The sequence below is a fragment of the Erwinia sp. 2186 genome, from assembly GCF_057812255.1.
Window position 1 is genome coordinate 1625567 of sequence record NZ_CM173824.1, and the last position, 19362, is coordinate 1644928.

18 protein-coding genes are annotated in these 19362 nt (G+C 55.7%); 10 read left to right on the top strand and 8 right to left on the bottom strand.

Features of this window, described 5'->3' with window-relative positions:
• Positions 1-59 precede the first annotated feature (59 nt).
• On the top strand, positions 60-2030 hold the full coding sequence (gene cirA, locus ACXKZG_RS07390; RefSeq protein WP_488875921.1) for a catecholate siderophore receptor CirA: 1971 nt from the start codon (positions 60-62) through the stop codon (positions 2028-2030).
• 49 nt (positions 2031-2079) lie between these two features.
• Here cirA and fghA read toward each other — a convergent pair whose 3' ends face one another.
• The 3 genes from fghA to ptrR all read right to left on the bottom strand — a co-directional run bounded on the left by fghA (position 2080) and on the right by ptrR (position 5042).
• Positions 2080-2922, bottom strand: coding sequence for an S-formylglutathione hydrolase (gene fghA, locus ACXKZG_RS07395; protein WP_346566559.1), 843 nt, complete (start codon positions 2920-2922; stop codon positions 2080-2082).
• Between the two features lie 13 nt (positions 2923-2935).
• Complete coding sequence (locus ACXKZG_RS07400; protein ID WP_013203006.1) at positions 2936-4060, bottom strand: S-(hydroxymethyl)glutathione dehydrogenase/class III alcohol dehydrogenase; 1125 nt, start codon at positions 4058-4060, stop codon at positions 2936-2938.
• A gap of 88 nt (positions 4061-4148) precedes the next feature.
• Positions 4149-5042, bottom strand: coding sequence for a putrescine utilization regulator PtrR (gene ptrR, locus ACXKZG_RS07405; RefSeq protein WP_346566561.1), 894 nt, complete (start codon positions 5040-5042; stop codon positions 4149-4151).
• Positions 5043-5167: 125 nt separating this feature from the next.
• Between ptrR and ACXKZG_RS07410 the strand changes: the two genes are divergently transcribed.
• From ACXKZG_RS07410 to ACXKZG_RS07450, 9 genes are all read left to right on the top strand, one after another.
• Positions 5168-6304, top strand: coding sequence for a YbfB/YjiJ family MFS transporter (locus ACXKZG_RS07410; RefSeq protein ID WP_151036935.1), 1137 nt, complete (start codon positions 5168-5170; stop codon positions 6302-6304).
• A 125-nt stretch (positions 6305-6429) separates the two neighbouring features.
• A complete protein-coding gene (gene folE / locus ACXKZG_RS07415; RefSeq protein WP_013203003.1) occupies positions 6430-7095 on the top strand; it encodes a GTP cyclohydrolase I FolE in 666 nt (221 codons plus the stop codon).
• A gap of 22 nt (positions 7096-7117) precedes the next feature.
• On the top strand, positions 7118-8278 hold the full coding sequence (yeiB, locus tag ACXKZG_RS07420) for a DUF418 domain-containing protein YeiB (protein ID WP_488875922.1): 1161 nt from the start codon (positions 7118-7120) through the stop codon (positions 8276-8278).
• Positions 8279-8429: 151 nt separating this feature from the next.
• Positions 8430-9470, top strand: a complete 1041-nt coding sequence (gene galS / locus ACXKZG_RS07425; protein ID WP_488875923.1) for an HTH-type transcriptional regulator GalS — start codon at positions 8430-8432, stop codon at positions 9468-9470.
• 315 nt (positions 9471-9785) lie between these two features.
• Positions 9786-10781, top strand: a complete 996-nt coding sequence (gene mglB / locus ACXKZG_RS07430; RefSeq protein ID WP_013203000.1) for a galactose/glucose ABC transporter substrate-binding protein MglB — start codon at positions 9786-9788, stop codon at positions 10779-10781.
• 96 nt (positions 10782-10877) lie between these two features.
• The gene (gene mglA / locus ACXKZG_RS07435) at positions 10878-12398 is read left to right on the top strand and encodes a galactose/methyl galactoside ABC transporter ATP-binding protein MglA (protein ID WP_013202999.1); all 1521 of its coding nucleotides are present in this window, start codon (positions 10878-10880) and stop codon (positions 12396-12398) included.
• Positions 12399-12417: 19 nt separating this feature from the next.
• Complete coding sequence (gene mglC / locus ACXKZG_RS07440) at positions 12418-13428, top strand: galactose/methyl galactoside ABC transporter permease MglC (protein ID WP_013202998.1); 1011 nt, start codon at positions 12418-12420, stop codon at positions 13426-13428.
• Between the two features lie 219 nt (positions 13429-13647).
• Positions 13648-13827 carry a type II toxin-antitoxin system HicA family toxin gene (locus ACXKZG_RS07445; protein WP_105760677.1) on the top strand — a complete coding sequence of 60 codons (180 nt, stop codon included), beginning with the start codon at positions 13648-13650 and terminating at the stop codon, positions 13825-13827.
• A 29-nt stretch (positions 13828-13856) separates the two neighbouring features.
• Positions 13857-14267 (top strand): type II toxin-antitoxin system HicB family antitoxin, encoded by a 411-nt coding sequence (locus ACXKZG_RS07450; protein ID WP_013202996.1) that lies wholly within the window; start codon positions 13857-13859, stop codon positions 14265-14267.
• Positions 14268-14326: 59 nt separating this feature from the next.
• Here the strand turns inward: ACXKZG_RS07450 and sanA are convergent, their stop codons facing one another.
• The 5 genes from sanA to ACXKZG_RS07475 all read right to left on the bottom strand — a co-directional run bounded on the left by sanA (position 14327) and on the right by ACXKZG_RS07475 (position 19314).
• Positions 14327-15193 carry an outer membrane permeability protein SanA gene (gene sanA, locus ACXKZG_RS07455; protein WP_338574327.1) on the bottom strand — a complete coding sequence of 289 codons (867 nt, stop codon included), beginning with the start codon at positions 15191-15193 and terminating at the stop codon, positions 14327-14329.
• Positions 15194-15356: 163 nt separating this feature from the next.
• A complete protein-coding gene (locus ACXKZG_RS07460) occupies positions 15357-17054 on the bottom strand; it encodes an NAD-dependent malic enzyme (RefSeq protein ID WP_013202994.1) in 1698 nt (565 codons plus the stop codon).
• 166 nt (positions 17055-17220) lie between these two features.
• Entirely contained in the window at positions 17221-18105 is an 885-nt protein-coding gene (gene cdd, locus ACXKZG_RS07465) for a cytidine deaminase (RefSeq protein ID WP_488875924.1), read from the bottom strand.
• A gap of 128 nt (positions 18106-18233) precedes the next feature.
• Positions 18234-18926: a CidB/LrgB family autolysis modulator gene (locus tag ACXKZG_RS07470; RefSeq protein ID WP_013202992.1), complete on the bottom strand. Its 693-nt coding sequence runs from the start codon at positions 18924-18926 to the stop codon at positions 18234-18236.
• Positions 18919-19314, bottom strand: coding sequence for a CidA/LrgA family protein (locus ACXKZG_RS07475; protein ID WP_013202991.1), 396 nt, complete (start codon positions 19312-19314; stop codon positions 18919-18921). Before ACXKZG_RS07475 ends, ACXKZG_RS07470 begins: the two co-directional genes overlap by 8 nt.
• Positions 19315-19362 lie beyond the last annotated feature (48 nt).

Here is a 19362-nt window from a genome sequence, read left to right on the forward strand (position 1 = left end):
TTCGTGTGAGCAAAAGGTATTGATAACACTATTTTAAAATGCGCCTCATGGAGAATAGCATGTTCAGGTTGAATCCCGTTGTCCGCTGCGGGCTATGCGCGTCTGCGCTGGCCTTCACCTTTCCGGTAGCCGCGGAAGAAGCGGAAAAGAAAGAAGAAGACACCATGGTCGTCACGGCCTCTGCGGTTGAAGTGAATTTAAAAGAAGCTCCCGCCAGTATCAGCGTTATTACCGCCGACGATATAAAACGCCGGCCGGTGCAGAATCTCAGGGACGTATTGCGTGATGTGCCTGGCGTTCAGCTCACTAACGAAGGGGACAACCGCAAAGGCATTAGCCTGCGTGGCCTCGACAGCAGCTACACCTTGATCCTGATTGACGGCAAGCGCGTCAATTCCCGCAATGCCGTTTTCCGCCATAACGACTTCGATCTGAACTGGATCCCCGCGGATGCCATTGAGCGCATCGAAGTGGTGCGTGGGCCGATGTCCTCACTGTATGGCTCGGACGCGCTGGGCGGCGTGGTCAACATCATCACCCGCAAGGTCGGTAAAGCCTGGCATGGCACCTTCAGCGCCGATACCACGGTGCAGGAACATCGCGATCGCGGCGACAGCTACAACGGTAACTTCTTCACCAGCGGACCGCTGATTGATGATTTGCTGGGCGTGAAAATTTACGGCAGCCTGGGCAAGCGTGAAAAGGATGCCCAGCAGCCGTCTTCCACCTCTGCCACCGGCCTTAGCCCGCGTATTGAAGGCTACACCGCTCGTGATGGCAACGTGGAGTTCGCACTCACGCCGACCGACAGCCAGAACATGACCTTCGGTTACGGCTTCGATCGTCAGGATCGTGATTCCGATTCGCTGGACAAAAACCGCCTGGAGCGGCAGAACTATTCTGTTGGTCATGATGGCCGCTGGGGATGGGGCAACACCGAGCTGCGCTTTTACGGTGACCAGGTGGATAACTACACCGGCGGGCAGAATATTATTGCTAAAAACAACTCGCTGGATGGCAAGCTGATCCTGCCGTTGGCGGAAATTAACCAGCTGCTGACCTTTGGCGGGGAAGTGCGTCACGACAAACTGCAGGATCCGGTCAATCTGTCCGGCAGCGGGTCGACCTCCGCCAGCCAGTATGCGCTGTTTGTGGAAGATGAATGGCGGATCTTTGATTCGCTGGCGCTGACCACCGGCGTACGTATGGACGATCACCAAACCTATGGCGATCACTGGAGTCCGCGCGCGTATCTGGTCTATAACGCCACCGATACCGTGACGGTCAAAGGCGGCTGGGCCAACGCCTTTAAAGCACCTTCGCTGCTGCAGCTGAGCCCGGACTGGCAGACCAATTCCTGCCGTGGCAGCTGCGCGATTGTCGGTAGTCCTGAGCTGAAGCCCGAGACCAGCGAAAGCTTCGAGCTGGGGATCTATTACGCCGGTGAAGACGGACTGCTGGATGGCGTAACCGGCAGCATTACCGCTTTCCAGAACAATATCGACGATATGATCAATATCGCCCGTACGTCTTCAGTCAGCCTCGCACCTGGCTACAGCAACTTTGTTGGGTTTGATGCCAGTGGCCGGCCGGTATTCCGTTATTACAACGTCGACAAAGCGCGGATCACCGGGGTGGAAACGGAACTGAAGATCCCGTTTGATGATGCCTGGAAGCTGACGCTGAATTACACCTATACCGATGGGCGTGATATCAGCGGCGGCGGCAATAAGCCGCTGGAGCAGCTGCCGTTGCATACCGCAAACGGCACGCTCGACTGGGCGCCCTTGCAGGACTGGTCGTTCTATCTGCAGGCTAACTATTCTGGCGAGCGGCGGACGTTGAATAATGATGGCTTAACGCCTGGCGGCTATGTGCTGTGGAATACCGGCGCATCGTGGCAGGCCAGCAAAGCCGTTAAACTGCGGGCTGGTGTGTTAAACCTCGGGGATAAGGATTTGAACCGCGACAGTTACAGCTATAACGAAGATGGCCGTCGTTACTTTGCTGCGGTGGATTACACCTTCTGATCGCCGTAATGACAGGAATACGCAGCCGGGCAATGCCCGGCTGTTTTTTTTATGCCAGCAGATACTGCGCATGGAAGCGCAGATGGTCTTCAACGAAACTGGCGATGAAGAAATAGCTGTGGTCGTAGCCTGGCTGGATGCGCACGTTCAGCGGGAAGCCCTTTTCACGCGCAATATCATCAAGCCGCTCAGGATGCAGTTGATCGGCGAGGAACTGGTCGGTGTCACCCTGATCGATCAGCATCGGCACCTTCGCCGTGGTCTGACGCATCAGCCAGCAGCTGTCGTACTGACACCAGGCCTGAGTGTCCTCACCCAGATAGCTGCTGAACGCCTTTTGTCCCCACGGCACTTCCGCCGGGTTAACAATCGGTGCAAACGCGGAGGCAGAGGTGAACTTCTGCGGGTTACGCAGCGCCAGCATAATCGCGCCGTGACCGCCCATTGAGTGCCCCATAATGGCCTGACGCTCGCTGACGTTAAAGTTACCGGCGATCAGCGCAGGCAACTCTTCATTCAGGTAATCGTACATGCGGAAATGCGCATTCCACGGCGCCTGGGTGGCATTGAGATAGAATCCCGCGCCCTGGCCCAGGTCGTAACCTTCATCGTTCGGCACACCTTCACCACGCGGGCTGGTGTCCGGCATCACCAGTACGATCCCTAACTCCGCAGCCATGCGCTGAGCGCCTGATTTGGTGGAGAAGTTCTCGTCGGTACAGGTCAGACCCGCCAGGAAATAGAGCACCGGCGGTGGCGCATCGCGTTTCGGTCCGGGCAGAAATATGCTGAAGGTCATCGCGCAGTTGAGCGAGGTGGACGGATGGCGATAACGCTGCTGCCAGCCGCCAAACATTCGGTGTTCTTCAAGTAGCTCCAGAGTGGATGGCATCAATCCTCCTGATTTATTTTTTAAAATGCACCACTGAACGGATCGATTTGCCTTCGTGCATCAGCTCAAAGGCGTCGTTGATCTCTTCCAGCGGCATATTGTGGGTAATAAAGTCGTTAAGTTGGAATTCGCCGTCCAGGTAACGTTGCACAATGCCCGGCAGTTGTGAGCGGCCCTTAACGCCACCGAAAGCAGAACCCCGCCATACGCGGCCGGTCACCAGCTGGAATGGCCGGGTAGAAATCTCTTCGCCGGCACCGGCGACACCGATGATCACCGACTCGCCCCAGCCTTTATGGCAGCATTCCAGCGCGGAACGCATCACGTTGACGTTACCGATACATTCGAAGGAGAAGTCGACGCCACCGTCGGTCATCTCAACGATCACTTCCTGAATCGGCTTGTCGAAATCTTTCGGGTTGATCAGGTCGGTTGCGCCCAGTTTGGTCGCCAAGTCGTATTTGCTGGTATTGATATCAATACCGATGATGCGGCCGGCTTTCGCCATTTTTGCGCCGATAATCGCCGACAGACCAATGCCGCCGAGACCGAAGATGGCAACGGTATCGCCTTCTTTCACCTTGGCGGTGTTCATCACCGCACCCATACCGGTGGTGACGCCACAGCCCAGCAGGCAGACTTCTTCCAGCGGGGCATCTTTGCTGATCACCGCCAGGGAGATTTCAGGAATAACGGTGTATTCGGAGAAGGTCGAGGTGCCCATGTAATGGAAGATAGGCTTGCCGTCTTTAAAGAAGCGGGTGGTGCCGTCCGGCATCAGGCCTTTGCCCTGGGTGGCGCGGATCGCCTGACACAGGTTGGTTTTGCCGGACAGACAGTATTTACACTGGCCGCATTCCGGGGTGTACAGCGGGATAACATGGTCGCCAACGGCAACGCTGGTCACGCCTTCACCAATCGCTTCCACCACGCCGCCGCCTTCATGGCCGAGGATCGCCGGGAACACGCCTTCAGGATCTTTGCCTGACAGGGTGTAAGCATCGGTATGGCAAACGCCGGTCGCGACGATACGCACCAGCACTTCGCCTTTCTGCGGTGGCATCAGGTCCACTTCTTCGATAGAAAGCGGTTCACCCGCAGCCCAGGCGACCGCCGCGCGAGTCTTAATCATTTGCATCTAATTTTTCCTCTTAGAAGGTGATCCGGCTACTGCTCGGGAGTTTAGTCAAATCAAAAACGTTAAAAGTCAGTATGGACGAATTTCATCAGGAATGAAGGTCTTCCCCTGTTGGCGCATCGTCAATCTGTTCAATAATCAGGTATTTCAGCGCTTCAACGTTGGGGGTGAAAGCATCGCGCCGCCAGACCAGCCAGGTGGCAGCATCGCGTACCTCAGCCGGCAGGGCATGGCGCTTGATGCGATCTTTCGCCGGCATCTGTTCCAGCACCGATTCCGGCAGTAATGCCAGGCCGGCCCCGCTGGCGACACAGGCGAGCATGGCGTGATAGGACTGAATTTCCATAAAGGTGCCCGGCTGCACGCCGGTGCTGCGGAACCAGTTTTCAAACCTGATGCGATACGAGCAGCTGGGACGGAAGGCGAACAGGGTGTCGCCGGAGGCATCGGCTGGCTCGAGGATATCCGCATGCTCCAGGCTGGAGATCAACACCATCTGCTCATGGAAAGCGATGCAGCTGTTAAGCTCATCAACGCGGATCGGCCCATCGGCCAGCGCTGCCGCCAGGGTGCCTTCGCGCACGCGCTCGATAATTTCACCGGAGGTGCCGGTAATCAACGACAGCGCCACCGAGGGGAAACGCTGATGGTAGGCGGCCAGCAACGCGGGCAGGCGCGTGGCGGCGGTGCTCTCCATCGAACCGAGCGCAAAATTGCCGCCGGGTTCGCCGCTATGGGTCATACTCATCGCTTCTTCGCTGAGCGCCAAAATCCGCTGCGCATAGCCGAGAAAGTTGTGGCCCATCGGCGACAGGCGTAAACGCTGCTTCTCGCGGATAAACAGGTCGGTACCCAGCTCCTGTTCGAGTTGGCGCAGGCGGGTGGTCAGGTTGGACGGCACACGGTGAAGCACTTCCGCGGCACGCGCCAGCGAACCCGTTTCGGCCACCGAACAGAACATTTTCAGCTGGGTCAGATCCACTATTTCTCTTCCCGTAAGCAACTTGGTGATTATTATTCACTTTTCGTGAGTGTAACCATCAGGCAGGATAGCTGCAACACTTTCCCGGCACTGAGGCCGGATTGAACTGAATCAAGGGAGTTACTATGGCTTTTCGCGTCGCGTTTAGCGCGTTTCTGTCGCTGGTGGTGGCGATGGGGATCGGCCGGTTCGCCTTTACGCCACAGGTGCCGCTGATGATTGATGAACATCAGTTATCGCTGACCAGTGCGGGCGTGGTCGCCGCTTTTAACTATCTTGGCTATCTCTGCGGTTCGTGGAACGCCATGCGGGCAACGCAACAGGTTGAGCTGCGCCTGAAGTTGGGGATCTGGGGCGCAGTAGTACTGACGCTGCTGTCGGCCTGCGTCACCGGTCCCTGGCTGCATGGGATTATTCGCTTCTTTATCGGCTGGGCTAGCGGCTGGGCGATGGTATTGATTGCGGCGTGGAGCAATGAACAGCTGCACAAGCTGGGACGCCCTGGCCTGAGTGCGGCGGTGTTTGCCGGGCCGGGCACCGGGATTTTCCTCAGCGGCATGCTGGCGGTGATCCTGCATTCCCATCAGGTCAACGCCGCCTGGGCCTGGTGTGCCTACGGGGTGCTGGCGCTGCTGCTGGTGCTGTTAATCGCCCGTAACCTGCCGCGCCGGGGAGAACTTCATCGCCCGGAAACGGCACCGGAGCCGCTGGTGCTGACCTCAGGGCTGAAAAAGCTGGTCTGGAGCTATAGCCTCGCCGGATTTGGCTACATCCTGCCCGCCACTTTTCTGTCGCAGATGGCGGCTTCCCGTTTTCCCGGCAGCCCGGTTTCACAGTACGTCTGGCCGATTTTTGGCGGCGCAGCGGTGCTCGGCATCCTCTTAGGCATTGCGACCCGGCATTATGGTAACGCCAACAGCCGGTTGGCTCTGGCACTGTGGGCGCAGGCCATCGGCGTATTCTGCGCCGATATCATTCCGGGCATTACCGGGCTGGCGTTGGGCGCGGCGTTGATCGGCGGCGGCTTCCTCTGTGTGGTGCAGCTTTCATTGCAGTATGCCCGCGAGCTGGCACCGCGCCATACGCGCTACATGGCCGGACTGCTGACCACCGGTTACGCGGTGGGGCAACTGGTTGGGCCGCTGCTGTCGGCTATCTCGACCGCATTGACCCATCAGCTCGAGCCCGCGCTGTACGTCGCCGGGGCAGGGCTGGTGGTCGCCGGTGCGCTGGTCTGGCGGCGCGATCCGGCCGCTGAGTGAAACTGTTTCACCGCTGTTTAAATTGATTCACTGGATTAACGGCGCATTGTGTACCAAAATACCGCCTCAGAATTTATGCCGGTCCCGTTCGGGGCCGGAGTTTCATCTGCTGGAGAAGAATCACCATGGCTGCGTTAAGTCAGGAAGCCGCACTCGTTCACCAGGCGCTGTTAGCCCGTGGACTGGAAACCCCGTTACGCCCACCTGCGCGTGAAATGGATGACGAAAGCCGTAAACGTCTGATTGCCGGTCATATGACCGAGATCATGCAACTGCTCAACCTCGATCTGGAAGACGACAGCCTGGCCGAAACACCGCACCGCATCGCCAAGATGTATGTGGATGAAGTGTTTTCGGGTCTTGATTACGGCAACTTCCCGAAAATTACCGTCATCCAGAATAAGATGAAGGTGGATGAGATGGTGACAGTGCGTGACATCACGCTGACCAGCACCTGCGAACACCACTTTGTGATCATCGATGGTAAGGCGACCGTGGCCTATATCCCGAAAGACACGGTGATTGGCCTGTCGAAGATCAACCGCATCGTGCAGTTCTTCTCGTCACGTCCGCAGGTTCAGGAGCGTCTGACGCAGCAAATTCTGGTGGCACTGCAAACCCTGCTGGGCACCAATAATGTCGCGGTCTCCATCGATGCCGTGCATTACTGCGTGAAGGCGCGTGGCATCCGTGATGCGACCAGCGCCACCACGACCACCTCGCTGGGCGGATTGTTCAAATCCAGCCAGAATACCCGCCAGGAATTCTTGCGTGCGGTACGTCATAGCTAAGGTTTAAACAGAGATCCCCGGCATGCCACGTATTCATACTCTGGATTTTATCCGTGGCCTGGCCATTCTGGGGATCCTGCTTCTCAATATTGTCGCCTTTGGGCTGCCGTCGGCGGCCTATCTTAATCCTGCCTGGCAGGGAACCCCGCCGCCGCTAAGCGAAATCATAACCTGGGCCGCGACCGATATGTTTGCTCAGGTTAAATTCCTCTCGCTGTTTGCGTTGCTGTTCGGCGCGAGTCTGCAACTGTTACAACCGCGCGGTAAGCGCTGGCTGCAGTCACGCCTGATCTGGCTGATGGCGATCGGACTGTTGCACAATCTGCTGTTATGGGATGGCGATATCCTGCTGGATTACGGCCTGGTCGGGCTGGCCGTCTGGCGGATGATCCGCGACGTCAGTTCTTCCCGAATGCTGTTGAATACCGGGGTGATGCTGTATGTCGTCGGCAGCGGCGTGCTGCTGATCCTCGGGCTGGGCACCGGGCCGGAGCCTAACAGCTCGTGGCTACCCGGCATGGCTAACGTGCAGTACGAAACCTTCTGGCATATTCAGGGCGGATGGCAGGCGATTCAGGGCCGGATGGACCGCTTTAGCGGCAGCCTGATGGCGCTGGCGGCGCAATATGGCTGGCAACTGGCCGGGCTGATGATGATAGGTGGCGCGCTGATCGGCAACGGCTGGCTGAAGGGTGAGCGCAGCCTGCAACAGTACCGCCGCAGCGCGGTAATGCTGATCTCTCTCTCGTGGCTGATTCAACTCCCCGGCTTGTATCTGCAGTGGAGCACCGGCTGGAGTTTCCGCTGGGCCGCGTTCTTTCTTCAGGTGCCGCGCGAACTCGGCGCGCCGTTGCAGGCGCTCGGTTATGCCGCCTTGTGTTACGGCTTCTGGCCCACGCTCAGCCGGCTGAAAATCACTCACGCCATCAGCTGCGTGGGGCGGATGGCCCTATCCAACTACCTGCTGCAAACCCTGATTTGCACCACGCTGTTCGATCGTCTCGGCTTATTTAACCAGCTGGACCGACTGCAATTGCTGGCAGTGGTGCCTGCGGTGTGGGCGGTCAATATCCTGTTGTCGGTGCTGTGGTTGCGTTACTTCCGTCAGGGCCCGGTTGAATGGCTCTGGCGCAGACTCACCGAGCTGACGGGCGGTAAACCCCTGAACCGGGCTGAAGGATGACATCCGTCACAAATGTTGCTGATTTGTATGTAACCGTTTTCATCAGTGTGACGAGATTCACGTAGCCCCGCGTTGACCCCTGCCAGAATAGCCCCCAGAACACTGTGTCAGGAAGGGCTATGCAAATCTTATTCTCCACCGGTAATCCCCTATGATTACCATTCGTGATGTGGCCCGAGAGGCCGGCGTATCGGTAGCAACGGTGTCCCGCGTGCTCAATAACAGCGCCGCAGTGACCCCTGAAACCCGCGAAATCGTTCTGAATATCGTAGAAACGCTGGGCTACCGGCCGAATGCCAATGCGCAGGCGCTGGCCACCCAGGTCAGTGACACCATCGGTGTGGTGGTGATGGACGTTTCCGATCCCTTCTTTGGTGCGTTGGTGAAAGCGGTGGATACCGTTGCCCAACGCATGCAAAAACATGTACTTATCAATAACTCCTACCATCAGGCAGACAAAGAGCGCCATGCGATTGAAGTGCTGATCCGCCAGCGTTGTAACGCGCTGGTGGTACATGCCAAGGCGCTGGGCGATGAAGAACTGGGTTCATTAATGGATCAGGTTTCCGGCATGGTGCTGATCAACCGAACCGTGCCCGGCTATGCCCACCGTTGCGTCTGTCTGGACAATATCAGCGGCGCGCTGATGGCGACCCGCATGCTGCAACAGCAGGGCCACCAGCGCATAGGTTATCTGGGATCCAGTCATCCGATTGAGGATGTGGGCGAACGTCGCCAGGGCTGGCAGCAGGCGCTGGCAGAGCAGGGCGTGACGCCTTCCGAGAGTTGGATCGCCAGCGGCGAGCCGGATATGCAGGGCGGTGAAGCGGCGATGGTTGAGCTGTTAGGGCGCAATCTGCACCTGACGGCGGTGTTTGCTTACAACGACAGCATGGCTGCCGGTGCGCTTGCGGCATTGAAAGATAACGGCATTGCGGTGCCACAGCATTTATCCGTGGTCGGCTTCGACGACATCCCAATTTCCCGTTACACCGACCCTCAGCTGACGACAGTACGCTATCCCATTGTTTCTATGGCGAAACTGGCCACTGAGCTGGCGCTGAAGGGTGCAGCGGGCGAACTGGATGAAACGGCACAGCACTGCTTTATGCCGACGCTGGTTCGCCGTCATTCCGTCGCCACACGGCAAAATGTGGCCCCGATCACTAACTCAACCGATTCTGCGGTGTAACCGTTTTCAATCTGTGAGTAAATTCACAGTTAATTAACATCAGCTTCTCTATGATGACAGTAACTTACAAAGGGTGAAACATTATGTAACGTTGATGGGGCCAGCTATAGCGGCAACCTCACCCCTTGTGAAACAGTTTATTACACAGCTTTCAGGAAGCGTTACCGTACAGGGAAGTCGGGTTTGATTTAACAAATAATCGGCTTTGCGTAACGTTTCCACCTTATGCCTTGCCGGAAAAATAAACGTCGGGTCCTCCCCTTACAGGAGCGCACCGGACGTTGCGTAAGACCCTACAAAAAAACCGGAGATACCATGAATAAGAAGGCTTTCACGCTCACTGCCCTGGTTGCCAGCATGATGTTTGGTGCAACAGCTCACGCTGCGGACACCCGTATCGGCGTGACCATCTACAAATACGATGACAACTTCATGTCTGTCGTACGTAAAGACATTGAGAAAGATGCGAAAGACAGCCCGGGTGTGCAGCTGTTGATGAATGACTCACAGAACAGCCAGTCTACCCAGAACGACCAGATCGACGTACTGGTTGCTAAGGGCGTGAAGGCGCTGGCCATCAACCTGGTTGACCCGGCAGCAGCGGCCGTGGTGATCAGCAAAGCGAAAGCCAACGAAATCCCAATCGTGTTCTTCAACAAAGAGCCAACCGCGAAAGCGCTGGCCAGCTACGACAAAGCTTACTACGTCGGCACTGACTCTAAAGAGTCAGGCGTTAAGCAGGGCGAGCTGATTGAGAAGCACTGGAAATCGACCCCAGGTTGGGATCTGAACAAAGATGGCGTGATCCAGTTCGTGCTGCTGAAAGGCGAGCCAGGTCACCCGGATGCGGAAGCCCGTACCAAATACGTTATTGATACCCTGAACAAAGACGGCCTGAAAACGCAGCAGCTGCATCTTGATACCGCCATGTGGGACACCGCTCAGGCGAAAGATAAGATGGATGCCTGGTTGTCTGGCCCGAACGGTAACAAAATCGAAGTGGTTATCGCCAACAACGATGCGATGGCAATGGGTGCGGTAGAAGCGCTGAAAGCACACAACAAATCTTCTGTACCGGTATTCGGTGTGGATGCCTTGCCAGAAGCGCTGGCGATGGTGAAATCGGGCGCAATGGCCGGAACCGTGCTGAACGATGCGGAAAACCAGGCCAAAGCGACCTTCGAGATGGCGAAAAACCTGGCAGCGGGCAAGCCTGCGACCGAAGGCACCAACTACAAGCTTGACGGCAAAGTGGTTCGCGTTGCTTACGTGCCGGTTGATAAAGAAAACCTGTCTCAGTTCGTTAAATAATAAGCGTTACCTGTACCGGGCGCAGCGTGCTGCGCCCACTCCCAGGCTTGCTATCGGGCTCGCCTGATTTCACGCCACTTTCAGCCGGGTAGAATTATGGGCAGTGATAAAGTGCCAACACAGCGCGAATATCTGCTGGAGATGACGGACGTCAGTAAGTCATTTCCTGGGGTTAAAGCACTGGACAATGTGAATTTAAAAATTCGCCCCCACTCTGTTCACGCCCTGATGGGTGAGAACGGCGCAGGGAAGTCCACGTTATTAAAATGCTTATTTGGCATTTACAGTAAAGACACGGGGAGCATCCTTTTCCAGGGCAAGGAAATCGATTATAAAAGTTCGAAAGAGGCGCTGGAAAACGGCGTTTCAATGGTTCACCAGGAATTAAACCTGGTTCTGCAGCGCACGGTGATGGATAACATGTGGCTGGGACGTTACCCACGTAAAGGGATCTTTGTCGATCACGATAAAATGTACCGTGATACCAAAGCCATTTTTGATGAACTGGATATTGATATCGATCCGCGCGACAAGGTAATTAACCTTTCCGTCTCGCAGATGCAGATGATCGAAATCGCCAAAGCGTTCTCCTATGATGCCAAAATCGTGATCATGGATGAGCCAACGTCGTCGTTAACGGAAAAAGAGGTGAACCACCTGTTCACTATTATCCGTAAACTGAAAGATCGTGGCTGCGGCATTGTTTATATCTCACACAAGATGGAAGAAATTTTCCAGCTGTGTGATGAAATTACCATCCTGCGTGATGGTCAGTGGATCGTGACTCAGCCGCTTGAAGGGCTGGATATGGATAAGATCATCTCGATGATGGTAGGGCGTTCGCTGAACCAGCGATTCCCGGATAAAACCAACGTCCCGGGTGAGACTATCCTCGAAGTGCGTAACCTGACTTCTCTGCGTCAGCCGTCGATTCGGGATATCTCGTTCGACCTGCGCAAAGGTGAGATTCTGGGCATAGCGGGGCTGGTAGGCGCGAAGCGTACCGACATCGTTGAAACCCTGTTTGGTATCCGTGAGAAGTCTGGCGGCACCATCAAGCTGCACGGCAAAAAGATCAATAACCACAGCGCTAACGAAGCGATCAACCATGGCTTTGCGCTGGTGACCGAAGAGCGTCGTGCGACCGGTATTTACGCGTTCCTGGATATCGGCTTTAACTCGCTGATCTCCAATATCCGTAAATATAAAAACAGCATTGGCCTGCTGGATAATAACCGGATGAAAAGTGATACCCAATGGGTGATTGACTCAATGCGCGTAAAAACGCCGGGCCATCACACCTCAATTGGTTCACTGTCGGGAGGGAATCAGCAAAAGGTGATTATCGGTCGCTGGTTATTAACGCAGCCGGAAATACTAATGCTGGATGAACCGACGCGCGGTATTGACGTCGGGGCGAAGTTCGAAATCTATCAGTTAATTTCAGAGCTGGCGAAGAAGGATAAAGGCATCATTATTATCTCTTCTGAAATGCCAGAGCTCTTAGGCATTACCGACCGGATTCTGGTAATGAGTAACGGCATGGTTGCGGGCATAGTAGAAACAAAAACGACAACGCAAAACGAAATCTTACGTTTAGCATCGTTGCACCTTTAATAGGGTAAGGGCTGTTACCATGAAAGCAGTGAATAAAAAAAGTGCACTCACCTGGTTAAAAGAAGGTGGGATCTACGTTGTGTTGCTGGTACTGCTGGCAATCATTATTTTCCAGGACCCAACTTTCTTAAGTTTGATGAACCTGAGTAACATTTTAACCCAGTCTTCCGTGCGTATTATTATTGCATTGGGCGTGGCCGGGTTAATCGTCACCCAGGGTACTGACCTGTCAGCCGGCCGTCAGGTGGGTCTGGCCGCGGTGGTTGCCGCCACGCTGTTGCAGGCGATGGACAATGCCAACAAAGTCTTCCCGCATATGGACACGGTGCCAATTCCATTGGTGATCCTGGCAGTCTGCGTGATCGGCGGCGTCATTGGTCTGGTCAACGGCCTGATCATCGCTTACCTGAAGGTGACGCCATTTATCACCACGCTGGGTACGATGATCATCGTTTACGGTATTAACTCCCTGTATTACGACTTTGTCGGTGCCTCACCGATTGCCGGCTTTGACGAGAAGTTCTCGACCTTTGCCCAGGGCTTTGTGCGCTTAGGTGATTTCAAGCTGTCTTACATCACCTTCTATGCAGCGATTGCGGTGTTCTTTGTCTGGGTGCTGTGGAACAAAACCCGCTTTGGTAAAAACATTTTTGCCATCGGCGGTAACCCGGAAGCGGCACGTGTGTCAGGTGTTAACGTTAACTTCAACCTGATCCTGATTTATGCGCTGTCGGGTGTGTTCTACGCCTTCGGCGGGATGCTGGAAGCGGGCCGTATCGGCTCGGCAACCAACAACCTCGGCTTTATGTATGAGCTGGATGCGATTGCGGCCTGTGTGGTAGGTGGCGTGTCGTTTGCCGGTGGTGTCGGTACCGTGGCAGGTGTGGTAACCGGTGTGCTGATCTTCACCGTTATCAACTACGGTCTGACCTATATCGGCGTTAACCCTTACTGGCAGTACATCATTAAGGGCGGAATCATCATCTTCGCCGTGGCACTGGATTCACTGAAATACGCCCGTAAGAAGTAACCCTTCTCCGGCAGACAAAAGGTCAGGCAGCGCAAGCTGCCTGACCTTTTTTATTGCCAGTGTGTCTGCACGGGTTTGATCTGACCAAATGCGCATCTCAACCTCAGCGTAGTTTGCCCATGGCGTTGAATGAGAATAATTTATAACCCGAGTAACTCCGTTGCATGCTGGGGTTATTGGAGTTATTATTCTTGCGCCAGGACGCAATGGGGTAAAAGGATGGATAGCAGGACGTTAATCGCTGAAATCAAAGCTGACGGTTGGGAACTGATTAGGGTAAATGGAAGTCATCATCATTTCAGGCACCCCACCAAAAAAGGGGTAGTGACTATCCCCCATCCAAAGAAAGATTTACCCATAAAAACGATAAAGAGTATTAAGAAACAAGCGGGGATGTAATCCTCGTTTTCATCGAGAGAGGGTAATTCATGCTATATCCAATTGCTATTGAGAACGGTGACGAGCACCATGCTTACGGCGTGACCGTGCCAGATTTGCCCGGTTGTTTTTCTGCCGGAGAAACGTTAGAAGAAGCCGTGAACAATGCCAAAGAGGCGATTACTGGACATATTGAATTGCTTATCGAGCTGGGTGACGATATTCCGGCCGTATCCTCCCTGAGCGCTCTTGTTGCCGATAGTCAGTATGCTGGCTATACCTGGGCGCTTGTCGATGTGGATCTGGCCCGGCTCTTAGGGGGCACTGAGAAAATCAACGTGACTTTACCGAAGTCACTTATTGACCGTATAGATCGCTGTGTGGCCACACACCCTGAGTTTAAAAGCCGTTCTGGTTTCCTTGCACAGGTGGCGATTGAGCGTATTGCGAAAGGCGTTTAACCCTCCCCATTTCAGCAAAAAGGTGCCTCAGTGCCCTGACTCTTCGATTAAATCTGCTATTACGGCCCGGAAGGGACTTCGGCTGGCTGTGCGGGTGAGGGCGGCGCCGGTTTTGGCGAGTCGGGCTCTGCGGGTTTGCCACTGTCTTCAGGCGGTTGCGGCGGCGTTTGCTGCTGCTGAAGTTTGGCAGCGGCGGCAGCTTTCGCCTGAGCCTCAAGCTTCTCCTGCAGCTCCAGCAGTTGCTCAGGCGTGACCGCCGGATAGCTTTGCGTATCTTCCGGCACTTCCACCCGTGCAGGAATCGGGATCAGCGGCCCGAGGAAATGCGGCTCGCGCTTCATCACATACAAATCGGCCAGCGCGCCCAGCCGGGCACCGACTTCGCGAACCCGGATATTCAGCATGTTTTTCGGCGAAGGAACCGCGTAACACTGCGCCTGAATACCCATATGCAGGGCGATAAACAGCGCGCGTTCGCAGTGGAAACGTTGGGTGATGATGATGAAATCGTTGGTATCGAACACTTTGCGGGTACGCACAATCGAATCCAGCGTCCGGAAACCCGCATAATCCAGCACGATATCCGCCGGATCGACGCCGGCGGCAATCAGATCCTTGCGCATGGTCATCGGTTCGTTGTAACTGTGCAGGGCATTATCACCGCTCAGCAGCAGGTAATTGACCTTGCCGCTGTTATAGGCGTTCAGCGCGCCCTGCATGCGATACAGGTAGTACTGGTTGATGCCGCCGCCGCGATAATATTTGGCCGTACCGAGCACCACACCGACCTGGCGATGCGGCAGCGATTTCAGATTTTCGTAGATATAGGGAGCGGTTTTCCAGCTCATCCAGCGATCGAGGCCGAGCGCGGTCAGTACCATCAACGTCATGATGATAATCAGACCATAAATCAAGCGTTTTACCATGCCAGAGAGCGCTCAGACTTGCAGAAAAAGGGTGAATCAAGGCTACTTGACCCGGCGGGGTGAAGCAAGCAACAGCGCACCGGTTGGCGGATTTTCGCACAAATCGCCGGAAGAAAAGGGCAAAGTTGAGAGCCGGGTGCAGAAAGCACCCGGCCGCGATCAATCAGATTGAGGTCCGACGATAGTTACGGTATTGCGGCAGCCAGAAATTGGCCGCAATTGACTTGGACAGCACGTCTTCAGAGGTGACGACCGCCACGCCTGCTAACTGTGCGGCTTTGCCGACAGCCATAGCGATCAGTTTCGATACGCCCTGGATATCTTTCACTTCTGGCAGCACCGGGCCGACGCCATCGTTAACCAGCGGTGAGCAGTCGGCTAAGGCACGGCTGGCGGCCATCAGCATGCTGTCGGTGACGCGGGTAGCGCCGGACGCAATCACCCCAAGGCCAATGCCAGGGAAGATATACGAGTTATTGCACTGGGCGATAGGGTAGGTTTTCTCTTTCCACATCACCGGAGAGAATGGGCTACCGGTTGCCACCAGCGCGGCACCATCGGTCCAGGCCATAATGTCCTGCGGCGTGGCTTCAACCCGTGACGTCGGGTTGGACAGCGGCATGACGATAGGGCGCGGGCAGTGCTTATGCATCTCGCGGATAATCTCTTCGCTGAACAGACCCGGCTGGCCGGAAACACCGATCAGGATATCCGGCTGGGCGTGACGCACCACATCCAGCAGCGAAATGGCGTCGGAGCTGGCATGCCAGTCCGCCAGGTTTTCGCTTTTCTGCACCAGCTTGCTCTGGAAGTTCAGCAGGTTAGGCAATTTGTCGGTCAGCAGACCGAAGCGGTCCACCATAAACACGCGGGCGCGGGCTTCCTCATCGCTCAGGCCTTCGGACTTCATCTGCGCGATAATTTGCTCGGCGATGCCGCAACCGGCAGAGCCTGCACCAAGGAATACCACTTTCTGCTGGCTCATGGTGCTGCCCGCCGCACGGCTGGCGGCAATCAGCGTACCCAGCGTAACGGCGGCGGTGCCCTGAATATCATCATTGAAGCAGCAAACTTCGTCACGGTAGCGTTCGAGGATCGGCATCGCATTTTTCTGTGCGAAGTCTTCAAACTGCAGCACCACGTTCGGCCAGCGGCTCTTCACCGCCTGAATGAACTCGTGGACGAAGTTATCGTACTCTTCGCCGGTGATGCGCGGATGACGCCAGCCCATATACAGCGGGTCATTCAGCAATTGCTGGTTGTTGGTGCCGACGTCCAGCACGATTGGCAAGGTGTACGCCGGGCTGATACCGCCACAGGCGGTGTACAGCGAGAGCTTACCAATGGGAATGCCCATGCCGCCGATGCCCTGGTCGCCCAGGCCGAGAATGCGTTCGCCGTCGGTAACGACGATCACTTTGACATTCTGCTTGGTGGCGTTTTGCAGCATATCTTCGATGTTGCCGCGGTTCGGATAGGAGATAAACACGCCACGGGCACGACGATAGATTTCGGAGAAGTGTTCACAGGCCGCGCCGACGGTGGGGGTGTAAATAATCGGCATCATCTCTTCAAGATGGTTGTCCAGCAGACGGTAGAAGAGAGTTTCGTTGGTGTCCTGAATATTGCGCAGATAAACGTGTTTGTCGTTATCGTTTTTGAAGTCCTGAAACTGCTTCCAGGCACGCTTAGCTTGCTCTTCGATGGTTTCCACCGTTTCAGGCAGCAGGCCGCGCAGGTTAAATTCATTTCGCTCTTCTACAGAGAAGGCGCTTCCCTTATTCAACAACGGGAATTCCAGCAAAATAGGGCCGGCATAAGGAATATACAGCGGTCGTTTACTTTCGTATTCGAGTTCCATGCAATCAATACTCATTCGGATCGGGATGTTGTGGGCCAATCCTAAAATAATTAGTCTGAAAGTACAGCTTTTGTTAACGGGTTATAACAAAAGGAACGGTTTTTATTCAATTTTTGCGAAAGCTGAACAGGATGCAGCGTAACGCTGCATCCTGGCGTTGAAGGGATCAGTCCAGCGGAACGGTGGTCAGATTGGCGCAGCCCAGCGCGTGCAACGTCGCCTGAGTCGCCTGGCGCTGAATGACCCTGGCATCTGGCGCTTCTGCCAGCACCGCGCGCTGAATGCTCAGCACATCATGGCCGGCAAGGCTGAGCAGGTTGAGGGCGGCTTGTAACGGCGGCAGGCTGGGGTTGAAGGCGGCATTTTCCGCGTAGCTGCCGGCGAAGATCGCGCCGTCTGCGGATTGCAGCGCCACGCCGCTCCAGGCCTGGGTATAAGGCGCATGACTGCGGTTGGCGGCCTGCAGCGCGGCTTGCGTCAGCGCATCGCCTTTGATGCTCAGCTGGTGGTCTACGTCATCCAGCAGCAGCGTTTTGATCTCCAGATCGCGCGGGCCGAAGGCATCGGGCAGATAGTCTCCCAGCGTGGCCGGTGCGCGGCCCGGAAGATGAATGTTCAGCGCGGTGCCGCTGTTTAGCTCATTCATAAACTGGCGGCAGTGACCGCAAGGCGTGTAATTGACGGTGATGGCTTCCAGCGACGCTTCGCCGCGCATCCAGGCGTGGGTGACCGCACTTTGTTCGGCATGCACGGTTTGCTGCATGGTCGCGCCAACAAACTCCATATTGGCACCGAAATAGAGGTGTCCGCTTTTGCCTCTTGCCAGCGCGCCAACATTAAAGTGGGAGAGGGGCGCCACGGCGCAGGCGGCAGCCAGCGGCAGCAGAGCAAAAGCCAGCTCACGATCGTCCAGGCCTGATGCGGATTTAACGTCAGCTACCTGCGCTGGCGTCAGGAATGCCTGAAAGTCAGCAGCGGAAAGGATCGGCAGCAGGGCGGTTTGCAGGGCTGTCGGCAGCGTGGCAAACGCGGCTTGAAAACGTGGGTGCATTATCGGGCCTCTTTAACTGGTTCGGCCGCTAAGTGTAGCGGGCAGTTGCTGAGTTATATGTGATTGATATCACGCAAGCAATGCAATTTATGAAAGCGAATTACAAAATGCGCGACGCATCGCAAATTTTAACCCCAAAGGTGCATCAGCAACGGGAACAGAAAAGGCGCCAGCAGCGAGGTAATAATCCCGCAGATTACCAGCGCCAGCGAGCTGTAAGCCCCTTCCTGATAATCCAGCTCCGCACAGCGCGCGGTGCCCAGCGCATGGGAGGCGTTGCCAATCGCCAGCCCGCGCGAAGGCTTGCCGGTAATCTTCAGCAGGTTCAGCAGCATATGACCAAATACCGCTCCCAGCACGCCGGCGATCAGCACACAGATCGCGCTGATCGCCGGAATGCCGCCTAAGGTGCCAGATACGGCCATCGCGATCGGCGTGGTGACCGACTTCGGCATAATGGTGGCGGCAATCTGCGGCGTGGCACCCATCCACAGCGCAATCGCCGTCCCGGAGACCATCGCCGTCATGCTGCCCATAAAGCAGACGCCAATAATCGACTTCCAGCGCGCGCGGATCTGATGCATCTGCTCATACAGCGGAATGGCTAACGCCACGACAGAAGGCTGAAGAAGATGGTTAAGCACCGAGCTACCCTGGAAATAGCGCGCATAGGGCATCTGAATCAGTAACAGCAGCGGGATGATCACCGCCATTGATACCAGCAGCGGATTGACCAGCGAGATTTTTACCTTTGCCGCCACGCGACGTGCGGCAAAAAACACCATCACCGTCAGCGGCAGTGACCACCAGATATCACTCATCGCCGGCTCCTGGTTTGATCAGCGGACGGCTGTGTAACCGGTGTGACACCAGTCCGACGGTCAGCAGCACGATAAAGGTACTCAGCACGCAGGAGACCACGATCGGGCCAAACTGCGCGCTCAGAATATCGGTGTAGCTCATGATGCCGACGCTGATTGGCACAAACAGCAGGCCCATATAGCGGATCAACAGAGTGCTGCCGGGTTTCACCCAGTCCACCGGCAGGATCTGCAACGCCAGCAGACCAAACAGGATCAGCATACCAATAATGCTGCCGGGGATCGTCACGGGCAGCAGGCCAGCCAGGGCTGTTCCGGCATAGAGACAGAGGTAAATGATGACAAAGGCGCGAAGGTATTGCCAACCAAGGGACAGGGCGGTACGCATGATAAGCTCCTGGTTTTAAGAACGTTAATCATACGATGAAATGCTAAA